This window comes from Enterobacter mori LMG 25706, assembly GCF_000211415.1.
In the GTDB taxonomy this organism is placed as follows: Bacteria; Pseudomonadota; Gammaproteobacteria; order Enterobacterales; family Enterobacteriaceae; genus Enterobacter; species Enterobacter mori.
Map to the genome: position 1 here is coordinate 124,419 of NZ_GL890779.1, position 13,023 is coordinate 137,441.

Here is a 13,023-nt window from a genome sequence, read left to right on the forward strand (position 1 = left end):
TGACGATTACTCAGCCGTCAGCAGGTTCGCTACGGTACGCACGCCCAGACCGGTCGCGCCCGCAGACCACTGCTCAACCGCCGCTTTACGGTACGTCGCGGAGCAGTCAATGTGCAGCCAGCCCTCGTGGTAGTTCTCAACGAAGTGGGACAGGAAGCCTGCTGCGGTGCTTGCACCCGCCGGGTACGCCGCGCTCGCGGTGTTGTTCAGCTCGGCAAAGTTGGACGGCAGCTGGCTGCGGTGGAACTCAGCCAGCGGCAGGCGCCAGAACGGCTCGTTTTCCGCAGCCGCGCTTGCCAGCAGGCGGGCAGCGAGCTTGTCGTCGAAGCTGAACAGCGCGTGGTAATCGTTGCCCAGGGCGGTTTTTGCCGCGCCGGCCAGGGCCGCCATGTCGATAATCAGCTCTGGCTTCTGCGCAGAGGCGTCGATCAGGCCATCGGCCAGCACCAGGCGGCCTTCGGCGTCGGTGTTCATCACCTCAACGTTTTTGCCGTTGCGGTAGCGAATGATGTCGCCCAGCTTGAAGGCGTTACCGCTGACCATGTTGTCCGCGCAGCACAGGTAGAGCTTCACGCGCTTGTTCAGGCCACGGGTGATAGCGAACGCCAGCGCGCCGGTGATGGTTGCCGCGCCGCCCATGTCGGACTTCATGGAGTCCATGAACGCGCTCTGCTTCAGGCTGTAGCCGCCGGTGTCGAAGGTGATGCCTTTACCGACCAGGCAGGCAAATACCGGCGCTTCTTTATCGCCGGTTGGGTTGTAATCCAGCGCCAGCAATACAGGAGGACGCTCAGAACCACGGCCCACGGTGTGGATGCCCATGTAGTTCTGTTCGCGAAGGTCTTCACCTTTGGTGATGCGGTAGGACATTTTCTCACCCGCCACGCCGCACAGCAGGCCAACCGCGCGCTGCGCCAGCTGCTCAGGACCTAACTCTTCCGCCGGAGCGTTGATGGTGTCGCGCACCCAGTCGATGATCTTCAGGCGGCTTTCCAGCTCTTTCTGACCGGCTTCATCAAGGTTAGCCCACTCGATTTTGCGGGTGCCTTTCGGGCCTTTGTAGCCTGCCCAGAATGCCCAGCTAAGGTCGGTGTCCCAGCCTTCGCCTTCCAGAGAGACGTGTTTAATCCCCAGGCCGTCAATTTTACGCGCGGCGCGCTGGATCAGGCCCAAATCATCGTTGCCCGTCAGGTGCAGGGTAATGCCGTCGTTGTTAATGCTGTAGGTGGCTTTCTCGCCCCAGCGCGCGTCAGCAGGCTGATTCGAGAGCGTAATCTTCATCGCTTCGGTCATTTTATTTTTCCTTATTAGCAACTAGCAAACGGGCCGCCTGAAGGCAGCCCGTTATGTTTTTTATTCTGCTTCATCTAACCAGACTAACAGAATCGCCTCCAGAATTTTTTCATTGGATGCGTTTGGATCATCGTCGAAATCCTCTAAATCGCAGATCCACTGGTGCATGTCGGTGAATCGTACGGTCTTCGGATCGAGATCCGGGTTCGCGTCGTAGAGCGCTTCGCCGATTTCACGGCTGTCTGTCCACTTCAGTCCCATATCAATGCTCGCGTGCGTGGTTGATGGTGTAGCGTGGGAATTCCACGACCAGATCTTCATCGGTCACCGCGGCCTGGCAGCTCAGGCGGCTGTCTGGCTCCAGGCCCCATGCTTTATCCAGCATGTCGTCTTCGTCTTCGGTGCTCTCGGCGAGAGAGTCGAAACCTTCACGCACGATGCAGTGGCAGGTGGTGCAGGCACAGGATTTTTCACAGGCGTGTTCCACTTCGATACCTGCACGCAGGGCAACATCGAGAATGGTTTCACCGGTCTTCGCTTCCAGAACAGCGCCATCCGGACAGAGGTCCGCATGAGGCAAAATTACAATCTTTGGCATATTAAACCTCGTCCACGGACTGGCCTTTCAGCGCGACGCGGACAGATTTGTCCATGCGGCTAGCAGCAAAGTCCTGGGTTTGTTTATCAACGTTTTTAATGGCTTCTTCTATTGCGTCAGCGTCATTGCCTTCGGCCACTGCGCTCAAGCGCGCGGCAGCGTCGTCAATCACCTGACGCTCAGCGGCGCTTAACAGCGCGGCATCGGCAGCGAGCGCGCCGTTCAGGCTTTCCAGCACGCGTGCGGCTTCAACTTTTTGTTCAGCCAGCATACGCGCCTTCACATCCTGCTCGGCGTAGCTCATTGAGTCCTGAATCATGGAGGCGATTTCGCCATCGGTCAGGCCGTAGGACGGCTTCACCTGGATGGACGATTCCACGCCGGTGGATTTTTCCATCGCCGTCACGCTCAGCAGACCGTCTGCATCCACCTGGAAGGTAACGCGAATATGCGCCCCGCCCGCAGGCAGCGCCGGGATGCCGCGCAGCGCAAAGCGCGCCAGTGAACGGCAGTCCTGCACCAGCTCGCGTTCGCCCTGCATCACGTGGATGGACATCGCGGTCTGGCCGTCTTTGAAGGTGGTAAACTCCTGCGCGCGCGCCACCGGGATGGTGGTATTACGCGGGATCACTTTCTCCACCAGGCCGCCCATGGTTTCTAACCCCAGCGACAGCGGGATGACGTCCAGCAGCAGCATTTCGCTGTCCGGCTTGTTGCCGACCAGAATATCGGCCTGGATTGCGGCCCCCACGGCAACCACTTTGTCCGGGTCGATGGAGGTCAGCGGCGTGCGGCCAAAGAATTCGCCCACGCGCTCGCGCACCAGCGGCACGCGCGTAGAACCGCCCACCATGACCACTTCCAGCACCTCGTTCGCCTCAACGCCTGCATCCTTCAATGCGCGACGGCAGGCCAGCAGGGTGCGTTTCACCAGCGGGGCGATCAGATCGCTGAACTGGTCGCGAGAGATCTCGCCCTGCCAGCCCGCAACATTGACTGTAACCGTGTGCGCATCGCTCAGGGCAATTTTGGCGTCGATGGCGGCATCCAGCAGTTCACGCTGTACGCGCGCATCGCTGCGATCGCTGATGCCCGCCTGCTCGCGGATGTAATCCGCCAGCAGATGGTCGAAGTCATCGCCGCCCAGCGCGGAATCCCCGCCGGTCGCCAGCACTTCAAACACCCCGCGGCTTAAGCGCAGGATCGAGATATCAAAGGTACCGCCGCCGAGATCGTAAACCGCAATGACCCCTTCCTGACCGGAATCGAGGCCGTAGGCAATCGCCGCCGCCGTCGGTTCGTTCAGCAGTCGCAGCACGTGCAGGCCCGCCAGACGCGCGGCGTCTTTGGTGCCCTGGCGCTGTGCGTCGTCAAAATAGGCCGGAACGGTAATGACTACGCCGTCCAGATCGCCGCCGAGCGTTGCGGTCGCACGCGCCGCCAGCGCTTTGAGGATGTCAGCAGACACGCGGATCGGGTTCAGCAGACCGGCCGCGGTTGCAATCATCGGCAGGCCGTTTTCACTGGCCTGGAGCTGGTAAGGGAGATGCGGATAGCGGGTCTGGATATCGGCCAGCGAGCGGCCCATCATGCGCTTTACAGAGCTGATGGTGTTGGCCGGATCGCGCGCGGCGTTGGCGCGGGCGTCATAGCCAACCGCGTGACCCTGCTGCTGGTAGTGGACCACGGAAGGCAGCAGATGGCGGCCCTGCTCGTCAGCCAGCGTTTCCGCCTGGCCGCTGCGCACGGTCGCCACGAGGGAATTGGTGGTGCCCAGATCAATACCCACCGCCAGACGACGCTGGTGCGGTGCGGCACTTAAGCCAGGCTCACTAATTTGTAATAAGGCCATAATTGCTTCCGAAATTAAAAATCGAGCAGCTTTTCTTCGAGTTGTTCAGCACTGCTTCGCAGTTTATCGAGAAAACGGAGTTTGCGCACAGTGTCTGCCGCCACGTCCCAGGTCTCGTTGTTCAGTTGCTCCACCATCTGCTGATGGCGGGTATCGAACATACCCTTCACGCGAGTAATGAAGCTTTCCAGACGCGCTTCGTCTTTGGCCTGTTCAATCTCATCCAGTTCTTCGCGAAGCTCCAGCTGTTCCATCAGAAATGCCGTGTCGCGCACGGTGTGCTGCTCGCTCGCGAGATCAAAGCCGTGGAGCGAAAGCAGGTATTCGGCACGGCTCAGCGGATGGCGCAGCGTCTGCCAGGCCTGGTTGATGGTCGCAGATTGGGAGACCGCAGCCAATTGCTCTGACTGAGTACCGCTCGCGAATTTATCCGGGTGGTACTGACGCTGCAGATCCTGAAAACGGATCGTCAGCGCCTGCAGATCAATCGGGTATTGAGCGGGTAGTCCGAAGAGAGTGAAGTAATCCATAACAATCTCAGGGGTAGCCTGTTAGAACAAACCCCACGCGTAGCAGGTAAGCCACGGTGGGGTTTCGGATGACGCGCGGTTAAACGTGGAAGCTTTCGCCGCAACCACACTCGTCTTTGACGTTCGGGTTCGTAAATTTGAACCCTTCGTTCAGGCCTTCTTTGACGAAGTCCAGCTGAGTGCCGTTGAGGAATTGCAGGCTTTTGCCATCGACCACCACCTTCACGCCCTTGTCTTCAAACACGGTGTCGTCAGACGCCGGTTCATCAACAAACTCCAGTACGTAAGCCATACCAGAACAGCCGGAGGTACGTACGCCCAGTCGCAGGCCAAAGCCTTTACCACGGTTCGCCAGAAAAGAGCTTACTCGCGCGGCAGCGCTGTCGCTAAGGGTAATCGACATACTCAAACCTCAATTATTTTGCTTCACGTTTGCTTTTATAGTCCGCAATGGCGGCTTTGATCGCGTCTTCTGCCAGAATTGAACAGTGAATTTTCACCGGTGGCAGTTCGAGTTCTTCAGCAATATCGGTGTTCTTGATTGCCTGTGCTTCGTCCAGAGACTTGCCCTTCACCCATTCGGTCACCAGGGAGCTGGACGCGATAGCAGAACCGCAGCCGTAGGTCTTGAAGCGCGCGTCTTCAATGATACCTTCATTGTTGACTTTAATCTGCAACTTCATCACGTCGCCACACGCCGGTGCGCCAACCATACCGCTACCGACAGATTCGTCGCTGTTGTCAAATGAGCCACCGTTGCGCGGGTTCTCGTAATGATCGATGACTTTTTCGCTGTATGCCATGATTGAATTCTCCTTATGTACCGATTAGTGATGTGACCATTCAATGCTGTTCAGATCCACGCCCTGCTTGAACATTTCCCACAGTGGAGAAAGGTCGCGCAGACGGCCGATGGAGTTGCGAACCAGCTTGATGGTGTAGTCAATCTCTTCTTCGGTAGTGAAACGACCTAAAGAGAAACGGATAGAGCTGTGCGCCAGCTCGTCAGTCATGCCCAGCGCGCGCAGCACGTAGGATGGCTCAAGGCTTGCAGACGTACAGGCAGCACCGGAAGAAACGGCCAGGTCTTTCAGCGCCATGATCAGCGATTCGCCTTCAACATAGTTGAAGCTGACGTTGAGGATGTTCGGTGCGCCCTGCTCGAGATCGCCGTTCAGATACACTTCTTCCATATCCTTCACGCCGTCCCACAGACGGTTACGCAGCGTGCGCAGGCGCGCCATCTCGGTTTCCATCTCTTCTTTCGCGATGCGGTACGCTTCGCCCATGCCCACGATCTGGTGAACAGGCAGCGTACCGGAACGCATGCCGCGCTCATGACCGCCGCCGTGCATCTGTGCTTCGATGCGGATACGTGGCTTACGACGAACGTACAGCGCGCCGATCCCTTTCGGGCCATAGATTTTGTGACCGGAGAAGGACATCAGATCCACTTTCAGCTGGCTCAGGTCGATAGGCAGTTTGCCCACGCTCTGGGTCGCGTCTACGTGGTAGATGATACCGCGCGCGCGGCACATTTCACCGATGGTCGCGATGTCCTGAACGACGCCGATTTCGTTGTTAACGTGCATGATGGAAACCAGAATGGTGTCATCACGCATGGCCGCTTCGAGCTCTTTCAGGTCGATGATCCCGTTGCTCTGCGGCGCCAGGTAAGTCACGTCGAACCCTTCACGCTCCAGCTGACGGCAGGTGTCCAGCACGGCTTTGTGTTCGGTTTTGCTGGTGATGATGTGCTTGCCTTTTTTCTGATAAAAGTTGGCTGCACCTTTGATCGCCAGGTTGTCGGATTCGGTCGCACCGGAGGTGAAAACAATTTCACGCGGGTCGGCACCGACCAGGTCAGCAATCTGATTACGGGCGATATCAACCGCCTCTTCAGCATGCCAGCCAAAACGGTGTGAACGGGAAGCTGGGTTACCAAAGTTTCCGTCCAGGGTCAGACACTGCATCATTTTCTCGGCAACACGCGGGTCCACCGGCGTGGTTGCGGAGTAGTCGAGATAAATCGGTAATTTCATTGCTCTTTAAACTCCGTACATCGCTTCAATGCAAGGAATCAGGCAACCGGCTGGATGTACGACCGAGTACACGGGGCGTGACCGCCCCGGCCTGATTCTGAAATACTTATCTTTTTATTACGCGCGCAGTTTGACGTCGATAGCGTCTCGCGCGCGGGTGCTGCGTTGTGATTCATGGCTTTGCTGACGACCCGATACGTCCAGAACTTCCTGGTTATTCACCAGTTCACCCAGGGTGATGTTGTTCAGGAAGCCGGTCAGACGGTCGCTCAGATCGCGCCACAGCGCGTGGGTCAGGCACTTATCGCCGCCCTGGCAGCCGCCTTTACCCTGGCAACGGGTCGCGTCAACGGATTCGTCAACCGCACTGATCACTTCGCCAACTGCAATACTGCCCGCGTCTTTACCCAGCAGATAGCCGCCGCCTGGGCCACGAACGCTGGAAACCAGTCCATTTTTACGCAGTCTGGAGAACAGCTGTTCCAGATAAGAGAGGGAGATCCCCTGTCGTTCAGAAATATCAGCCAACGGAACCGGGCCCGCTTCGGAGTTGAGCGCAACGTCCAGCATCGCGGTCACGGCATAACGCCCTTTAGATGTCAGTCTCATGTCTTACTTAACCTCAAACTCGCCCCTGCCCGGGGTTTTTTATTGTAAAATGGGGGTATTGCATAGCAGGGCCAAGTCTGACATTCCTGACTAAAATGGTCAACTATTTACTTGACTGTTTTAGTCAGGTATTTAACGTTCTGTGCCTTCATAATATAGGTGCGGCCTGATGCCCTCACCCCAGCCCTCTCCCACGGGGAGAGGGCGAAATCAACACTACTCTTTATTCTTCTGCTCAATCGACGCCAGGATCCCGCGCAGGATGTTCAGCTCCTGGCTTTCCGGACGCGCGCGGGTGAACATACGGCGCAGCTTGTTCATCACCTGTCCCGGGTGACCTTCGCGGATAAAGCCGGTTGAGAGCAGCGTCTGCTCCAGGTGACCGTAGAAGCGCTCAAGGTCGTCCACCAGCGGGTAGGCGCTCTCTTCCTGAGGCTCGGTACGCTCTTTTTCCTGCGTCGCCAGCCACGCCATACGCACTTCATAGGCGATAACCTGCACCGCCATCGCCAGGTTCAGCGAGCTGTATTCCGGGTTCGCCGCGATGGCGACGTGATAGTGGCACTTTTGCAGTTCGTCGTTGGTCAGGCCAACGCGCTCACGGCCAAACACCAGCGCAACCGGGGCCTGTTCCGCTTCTGAGACACTTTTCAGGCCGCATTCTCGCGGGTCCAGCATCGGCCACGGCAGCGTGCGGGAGCGCGCGCTTGTGCCGACAACGAGGCTGCAACCGGCCAGGGCTTCATCAAGGGTATCGACGATCTGGGCGTTGCCGATCACGTCGCTGGCACCGGCCGCCAGGGCGATGGCCTGCGAGTCTGGTTTTACCAGCGGGTTAACCAGCCACAGGTTCGTTAAGCCCATGGTTTTCATAGCGCGGGCAACGGAGCCCATGTTGCCGGTGTGCGATGTTTCGACCAGCACGATTCGAATGTTTTGCAGCATAATTTTAGATGTCTGGATTCTGTGTCTGAAGAATATTCGGGCATATTATCATAAACGGGAGACATAATCCGATCCCGCTGCTATACTCTGCGCCGATTTTCCTGTTCTTTAACATCCAGTGAGAGAGACCGATGCATCCGATGCTGACCATCGCCGTGCGCGCAGCGCGCAAGGCGGGTAATGTAATTGCCAAACACTACGAAACCCCAGACTCCGTAGAAACCAGCCAGAAAGGCAGCAATGATTTCGTGACTAACGTCGATAAAGCCGCAGAAGCGATTATTATCGAAACGATCCGCAAATCTTACCCACAGCACACCATCATCACCGAAGAAAGCGGTGAACATGAAGGTACCGATCAGGATGTTCAATGGGTTATCGATCCACTGGATGGCACCACCAACTTCGTCAAACGCCTGCCACACTTCTCTGTGTCTATCGCAGTACGCATTAAAGGCCGTACTGAAGTCGCCGTTGTTTACGATCCAATGCGTAACGAACTGTTCACCGCTACCCGCGGTCAGGGCGCTCAGCTGAACGGCTACCGCCTGCGCTGCAGCAATGCACGCGATCTGGACGGCACCATTCTGGCGACCGGTTTCCCGTTCAAAGCGAAACAGCACGCGACGACCTATATGAATATCCTGGGCAAACTGTTCACCGAATGCGCAGATTTCCGTCGCACCGGTTCTGCAGCGCTGGATCTGGCCTACGTTGCGACCGGCCGCGTTGACGGTTACTTCGAGCTGTCACTGAAGCCGTGGGACTTTGCGGCGGGAGAGCTGATCGCACGTGAAGCAGGCGCGATTGTTTGCGATTTCACCGGCGGCCACAACTACATGACCACCGGCAACATCGTTGCAGGTAACCCACGCGTTGTTAAAGCCATGCTGGCAAATATGCGTGAAGAACTGAGCGATGCGCTGAAGCGCTAATGCCGAAAATTCCCTCTCCCACAGGGAGAGGGGATCCCAACTAAAACGGCCGCAATCCCCTCCCCACCGGCACCGCACTCATCCACATCGTCACCGCTGCCACCAGCAGAACCACTCCGCCCGCCAGCGCGAGCGTAGTCCAGCCTACCTGTCGCCACAGCACCGGCGTTTTATTGCCGCTGAGTTTAACCGCCAGCTGACGGAAGCTGTGTACCAGCAGCGCTAAAGACGAAATGGTGAGAGACGTTCCTGCCGCCATCGCCAGCGCGGACAGCATTCCCCAGCCAAACACGCCGATTACCTTACTGAACAGCAGCACCATGATCGCCCCCGAGCACGGGCGCATACCCATCGAGAGAACAATCATCAGCCGCGCGCGCCAGTCGTCGCCGTTCTGTAATTGTTCCTGCGTGGGCAGATGCTGATGCCCGCATCCGCAGTTTTCATCATGAACGTGGTGCGGCGTAAAGGTCTTGAATTTCGGCTTTTGCAGCAGCACGCGCAGCTTTTTGAGCGCCCGCCAGCAGAGGATCAGCCCCAGCACGCCCACCAGCGCATAGCTCCCTTTTTCAAGCCAGAAGCTGCTCATGTGTAGCTGACGGGCAGGCAGCTGTAAGAGTGAAAGGACTATCACGACGAGTGCAATCGCCACGCCGCCCTGCAGCAGCGAGGAGGCCAGCGTCAGGCCAATGCTCGATCTCAACTTCGAGGGATGGGTAGCAAGCCAGGTGGTGATGACGATTTTGCCGTGCCCCGGCCCCAGCGCGTGCAGAACACCATAGATAAAGCTAAACGCCAGCAGGGAACCGCCCGCTTTTGTCGGGTTCTCCGCCACCGCCTTCAGCAGCCCGCTCATCTGTTGATTGACTTCACGCTGCCAGATGATGCTTTTCATCATCACCTGCGGCCAGGCCTGCCACAGCCAGAGCGAACCGCAAACGCCGAGCAGGAGAAAAAGCGCCAGCGGCCAGAGATGAAGCCAGCGGCGCGGTTTTTGGTGCGAAGAGGAGATCACTGACATTGTAACGTCACCTCCTGCGCAAACTGTTTACCCAGCTCCATGTCCTCCGGTGGCGCATCTTCTTTGTCGAGAGAGACCGCAAAGTTCAGCGTCTCTTCGCTGGGCTTTGGCGTGTGGACGGTAAGCTTGCATTTCTTTTGTAGCGATGCCGGAAGCTGCACGTCGCTGTCCTCGGCGTAGCTCATATCGACATAGTAGGTGGGGTCAAAGGTGGAGAAACGATACTTTTGCCCTGCCAGCGGCTGAGGGCGTGCCAGCGGGAGAATAAACGTCAGCACCGCCTGATGCCCGTCTCGCGTCATACCGTATTCCGTGGGCCGGTTAAGAAATTTGACCTTTTGTCCGTTATGCCAGAACTCGGTGAAATAGTGCTGACCGAGCACGTTGGCCATCACTTCTGCCGCCAGCTTTTTCCAGATCTCATCGCCAGGCTTTGCGTTTCCCGCATCATAGAGCAGATCCGCCGAGGTGATTTCATCCATCGTCCAGCGCATTTTCAGGCCGCTGAGCTGCGTGCCGTCCGTCACAAGCTCGGTTTTCAGGCTGATAAAACTGTGAGGATGTGCGCTGACGGCAAAGGTGATAACCGCCAAAAATAACGCCATCGCGCTTTGTTTAACTATTTGCATCAATTCCTCACGTCAAAAATTCTGTGATGTTCCCCAGCAATCCTGAATGAAAGGCCTGCCGGCGCGCTTTTCAGCGCCCATCCTTTAGCTATTCTTATCAAACATTCACACTGGATACCCGACAGATGATGACGACGCTTGAAATTCCATCTGTGCTTTCCAGTTCGCAGCGCCGCTGCCAGGTGCTTTTGATGCTTTACCTGCCCGATGCTGCCGTCACCGCACAGAGCATAATCGCTGCCAATGGCGTGGACGACGCAATGGCACGGCAAGATATAGCCGAGACGCGCGATGAAATCCAGCGCTATCATCGGCTTGATATCGTCACGCACCTCGACGGCAGCTACCGAATTGAAGGTTCGGTCCTGAATCAGCGTTTATGCCTGCTGCACTGGCTGCGCAGGGCACTTCGGCTTTGCCCGCAGTTCGTCTCTCACCAGTTTACTCCCGCGCTTAAAACCGCACTTAAACAGCAGGGCATCGCTCGTCCACTCTATGATGACACCAACCTGCGAGCATTGATCAACTTCTGCTCGCGAAAGCTTCAGCGTCCGTTTGACTGCCGCGACGTACAGTTTTTACAGCTGTTTTTGCAATACTGTCTGATCCAGCATCATCTGGGCAATACGCCGCAGTTTTCCCACGTTCAGCGCAGCTGGACGCAATCGAGAGGGGAATATTTCACCGCGCAGGAAATCGTGCGCCACTGGAAACGGCGTGTTCCGCAGGGAACGCACAGCGATGAACAGCTGTTCCTCGCGCTGCTGTTTATGATGCTGCGCACCCCCGATCCGGTGCTTGACAGACATCAGCAGGATCAACGCCTGCGCCGCACCATAGTGCGGATGATCGCGCGCTTTCGGGCCCAAACCGGGATGAATTTTAGCGATGAACAAGGGCTGACCGATCAGCTTTATATCCATCTTGCTCAGGCGTTAGATCGCTCACTGTTTGAAATCGGCATCGATAACAGCCTGCCGGAAGAGATTCATCGGCTTTATCCGCGGCTGTTACGCACCACCAAAGAGGCGCTGTTTGAGCTGGAAGCAGAGTTCGGGCTGCGTTTCTCCGATGAAGAGATGAGCTTGGTGGCGGTGATTTTTGGTGCCTGGCTGATGCAGGAGACCGATCTGCATGAAAAACAGGTGGTGTTACTGACCGGGGAAGATAAAGCATGTGAAGCGTTGATTGAGCAGCAGCTGCGCGAGCTGACGCTGTTGCCGCTCAATATTCGTTATCTGACTCTGCACGCGTTTCAGAAGGAAGGTGCGCCCCGTGAAGCTGCGCTGGTGATCACCCCTTACCCAACCGCCCTGCCGTTGTTCTCGCCGCCGCTGATCCATGCCGTTGAGACATTGAACGCGCAGCAGCAAGAACATATTCGCGCGATGCTGGAATCCTAGTTACGCCCGTGCCGTCACTTTGGGGCGAACGAGCATTGCGGGTAGTGCAACGAGCGCCATCACCCAGAATACGCCGTGCCCAAGGTGCTGATACAGGAAGCCTGCAAAGACCGTCATCACGGCTATGCTGCCGCCCATTGCCACCGCAGAGTAGACCGCCTGCAGTCGAATCACATCCCCACCCTCTCGCGCAGAGATGTAGCGCATCGCCGCCAGGTGGCACACGGTAAAGGTACCGCAGTGCAGAATTTGCGCCAGAATCAGCCACGGCAGTTCGGTCGTCCAGCCCATAATCCCCCAGCGTGCCACGCCGCACACGGCAGAAAGCAGCAGCAAATCGCGCGCGCCGAAGCGACGGAACAGTTTTTTACTGAGCGCAAAGATGATCACTTCCGCCACGACGCCGAGCGACCACAGGTAGCCTACCGCAGAAGCAGAGTAGCCCGCCCCCTGCCAGTAGATGGCACTGAACCCATAGTACGCCGCATGCGCCCCCTGAAGGAGGCAAACGCACGCCAGAAAACGCCAGCTTTGTGCCACCAGGCTCCGCCAGGCCGGCCAGCCAGCGCTCTCCTGGTGACGGCTTTCGCCCTGCGGCATTACCGACGGACGCAACAGCATCCCCAGCAGCATGGAGGCAATACCCACACTCAGTAACGCAAGGATGGCGTGATAGTCGTACAGGCTGACCAGCTTACCCACCAGCGCCGAGCCGATCACGAACGCAATCGATCCCCAGAGACGCACGCGGCCATAGTCCATGGTGATCTGCTTTTGCCAGGTGTTCGCCAGGGCATCCGTCAGCGGTACCAGCGGTGAGAAGAACAGGTTGAAGCCAACCATCACCACCATCAGCCAGGCAAACTGCTGACTCACCCAGAAGCAGGCGACAAAGACCAGAGTGAGCAGCGCAAGTATGCGCACGGCCTTGATCAGTAAGGAGGGATCGCTGACGCGCGGCGCAATCAGCAGACTGCCCAGGAAACGCGCCACCAGTCCTGCGCCAAGCAGAACGCCGATGGACTCAGGGGTGAGGCCGATTCCCTTGAGCCAGACGCTCCAGAAAGGCAGAAAAATACCGTAGCTAAAGAAGTAGGTGAAGTAGCTGAGCGCCAGCCAGCGCGTGGAATGCAAGACCATGAATCCCTCCCGAAATGGAGGCGATA

The 13,023-nt window shown here is 57.5% G+C and carries 15 protein-coding genes; 2 read left to right on the forward strand and 13 right to left on the reverse strand.

The window, feature by feature from the left end; genetic code table 11:
• Positions 1 to 6 precede the first annotated feature (6 nt).
• From pepB to trmJ, 10 genes are all read right to left on the reverse strand, one after another.
• The gene (pepB, locus tag ENTMO_RS0117925; protein ID WP_010433980.1) at positions 7 to 1,293 is read right to left on the reverse strand and encodes an aminopeptidase PepB; all 1,287 of its coding nucleotides are present in this window, start codon (positions 1,291 to 1,293) and stop codon (positions 7 to 9) included.
• A gap of 60 nt (positions 1,294 to 1,353) precedes the next feature.
• Positions 1,354 to 1,554 (reverse strand): Fe-S cluster assembly protein IscX, encoded by a 201-nt coding sequence (iscX, locus tag ENTMO_RS0117930; protein ID WP_003860650.1) that lies wholly within the window; start codon positions 1,552 to 1,554, stop codon positions 1,354 to 1,356.
• A gap of 1 nt (position 1,555) precedes the next feature.
• Positions 1,556 to 1,891: an ISC system 2Fe-2S type ferredoxin gene (gene fdx, locus ENTMO_RS0117935; protein WP_003860652.1), complete on the reverse strand. Its 336-nt coding sequence runs from the start codon at positions 1,889 to 1,891 to the stop codon at positions 1,556 to 1,558.
• Between the two features lies 1 nt (position 1,892).
• Positions 1,893 to 3,743: a Fe-S protein assembly chaperone HscA gene (gene hscA / locus ENTMO_RS0117940; protein WP_010433992.1), complete on the reverse strand. Its 1,851-nt coding sequence runs from the start codon at positions 3,741 to 3,743 to the stop codon at positions 1,893 to 1,895.
• Positions 3,744 to 3,757: 14 nt separating this feature from the next.
• Positions 3,758 to 4,273, reverse strand: a complete 516-nt coding sequence (hscB, locus tag ENTMO_RS0117945; RefSeq protein WP_010433997.1) for a co-chaperone HscB — start codon at positions 4,271 to 4,273, stop codon at positions 3,758 to 3,760.
• Between the two features lie 79 nt (positions 4,274 to 4,352).
• Positions 4,353 to 4,676: an iron-sulfur cluster assembly protein IscA gene (iscA, locus tag ENTMO_RS0117950; RefSeq protein ID WP_003860659.1), complete on the reverse strand. Its 324-nt coding sequence runs from the start codon at positions 4,674 to 4,676 to the stop codon at positions 4,353 to 4,355.
• A gap of 13 nt (positions 4,677 to 4,689) precedes the next feature.
• Positions 4,690 to 5,076 carry a Fe-S cluster assembly scaffold IscU gene (iscU, locus tag ENTMO_RS0117955; protein ID WP_010434001.1) on the reverse strand — a complete coding sequence of 129 codons (387 nt, stop codon included), beginning with the start codon at positions 5,074 to 5,076 and terminating at the stop codon, positions 4,690 to 4,692.
• 24 nt (positions 5,077 to 5,100) lie between these two features.
• Positions 5,101 to 6,315 carry a cysteine desulfurase gene (gene iscS / locus ENTMO_RS0117960; RefSeq protein ID WP_010434005.1) on the reverse strand — a complete coding sequence of 405 codons (1,215 nt, stop codon included), beginning with the start codon at positions 6,313 to 6,315 and terminating at the stop codon, positions 5,101 to 5,103.
• Positions 6,316 to 6,432: 117 nt separating this feature from the next.
• Positions 6,433 to 6,924, reverse strand: coding sequence for a Fe-S cluster assembly transcriptional regulator IscR (gene iscR, locus ENTMO_RS0117965; RefSeq protein WP_010434008.1), 492 nt, complete (start codon positions 6,922 to 6,924; stop codon positions 6,433 to 6,435).
• A gap of 216 nt (positions 6,925 to 7,140) precedes the next feature.
• Positions 7,141 to 7,869: a tRNA (cytosine(32)/uridine(32)-2'-O)-methyltransferase TrmJ gene (gene trmJ / locus ENTMO_RS0117970; protein ID WP_010434012.1), complete on the reverse strand. Its 729-nt coding sequence runs from the start codon at positions 7,867 to 7,869 to the stop codon at positions 7,141 to 7,143.
• Positions 7,870 to 8,000: 131 nt separating this feature from the next.
• Between trmJ and suhB the strand changes: the two genes are divergently transcribed.
• Positions 8,001 to 8,804 carry an inositol-1-monophosphatase gene (gene suhB, locus ENTMO_RS0117975; protein ID WP_010434013.1) on the forward strand — a complete coding sequence of 268 codons (804 nt, stop codon included), beginning with the start codon at positions 8,001 to 8,003 and terminating at the stop codon, positions 8,802 to 8,804.
• 40 nt (positions 8,805 to 8,844) lie between these two features.
• Here the strand turns inward: suhB and ENTMO_RS0117980 are convergent, their stop codons facing one another.
• Both ENTMO_RS0117980 and ENTMO_RS0117985 read right to left on the reverse strand, forming a co-directional pair.
• The gene (locus tag ENTMO_RS0117980; RefSeq protein ID WP_010434015.1) at positions 8,845 to 9,825 is read right to left on the reverse strand and encodes a nickel/cobalt transporter; all 981 of its coding nucleotides are present in this window, start codon (positions 9,823 to 9,825) and stop codon (positions 8,845 to 8,847) included.
• On the reverse strand, positions 9,816 to 10,454 hold the full coding sequence (locus ENTMO_RS0117985) for a DUF1007 family protein (protein WP_010434017.1): 639 nt from the start codon (positions 10,452 to 10,454) through the stop codon (positions 9,816 to 9,818). The genes ENTMO_RS0117980 and ENTMO_RS0117985 overlap by 10 nt, the downstream gene beginning before the upstream one ends.
• A gap of 125 nt (positions 10,455 to 10,579) precedes the next feature.
• Here ENTMO_RS0117985 and csiE point away from each other — a divergent pair, with 125 nt between their 5' ends.
• Positions 10,580 to 11,857 carry a stationary phase inducible protein CsiE gene (csiE, locus tag ENTMO_RS0117990; protein ID WP_010434019.1) on the forward strand — a complete coding sequence of 426 codons (1,278 nt, stop codon included), beginning with the start codon at positions 10,580 to 10,582 and terminating at the stop codon, positions 11,855 to 11,857.
• Here the strand turns inward: csiE and ENTMO_RS0117995 are convergent, their stop codons facing one another.
• Entirely contained in the window at positions 11,858 to 12,997 is a 1,140-nt protein-coding gene (locus tag ENTMO_RS0117995) for a 3-phenylpropionate MFS transporter (RefSeq protein ID WP_010434021.1), read from the reverse strand.
• Between the last annotated feature and the right edge of the window lie 26 nt (positions 12,998 to 13,023).

Coding starts and splice junctions, on each gene's coding strand:
- iscS (WP_010434005.1), bottom strand. CDS start 6,315: ATGAAATTACCGATTTATCTCGACTACTCCGCAACCACGCCGGTGGAC.
- ENTMO_RS0117985 (WP_010434017.1), bottom strand. CDS start 10,454: ATGCAAATAGTTAAACAAAGCGCGATGGCGTTATTTTTGGCGGTTATC.
- pepB (WP_010433980.1), bottom strand. CDS start 1,293: ATGACCGAAGCGATGAAGATTACGCTCTCGAATCAGCCTGCTGACGCG.
- iscA (WP_003860659.1), bottom strand. CDS start 4,676: ATGTCGATTACCCTTAGCGACAGCGCTGCCGCGCGAGTAAGCTCTTTT.
- iscX (WP_003860650.1), bottom strand. CDS start 1,554: ATGGGACTGAAGTGGACAGACAGCCGTGAAATCGGCGAAGCGCTCTAC.
- suhB (WP_010434013.1), top strand. CDS start 8,001: ATGCATCCGATGCTGACCATCGCCGTGCGCGCAGCGCGCAAGGCGGGT.
- hscA (WP_010433992.1), bottom strand. CDS start 3,743: ATGGCCTTATTACAAATTAGTGAGCCTGGCTTAAGTGCCGCACCGCAC.
- ENTMO_RS0117995 (WP_010434021.1), bottom strand. CDS start 12,997: ATGGTCTTGCATTCCACGCGCTGGCTGGCGCTCAGCTACTTCACCTAC.
- fdx (WP_003860652.1), bottom strand. CDS start 1,891: ATGCCAAAGATTGTAATTTTGCCTCATGCGGACCTCTGTCCGGATGGC.
- ENTMO_RS0117980 (WP_010434015.1), bottom strand. CDS start 9,825: ATGTCAGTGATCTCCTCTTCGCACCAAAAACCGCGCCGCTGGCTTCAT.
- hscB (WP_010433997.1), bottom strand. CDS start 4,273: ATGGATTACTTCACTCTCTTCGGACTACCCGCTCAATACCCGATTGAT.
- csiE (WP_010434019.1), top strand. CDS start 10,580: ATGATGACGACGCTTGAAATTCCATCTGTGCTTTCCAGTTCGCAGCGC.
- iscR (WP_010434008.1), bottom strand. CDS start 6,924: ATGAGACTGACATCTAAAGGGCGTTATGCCGTGACCGCGATGCTGGAC.
- iscU (WP_010434001.1), bottom strand. CDS start 5,076: ATGGCATACAGCGAAAAAGTCATCGATCATTACGAGAACCCGCGCAAC.
- trmJ (WP_010434012.1), bottom strand. CDS start 7,869: ATGCTGCAAAACATTCGAATCGTGCTGGTCGAAACATCGCACACCGGC.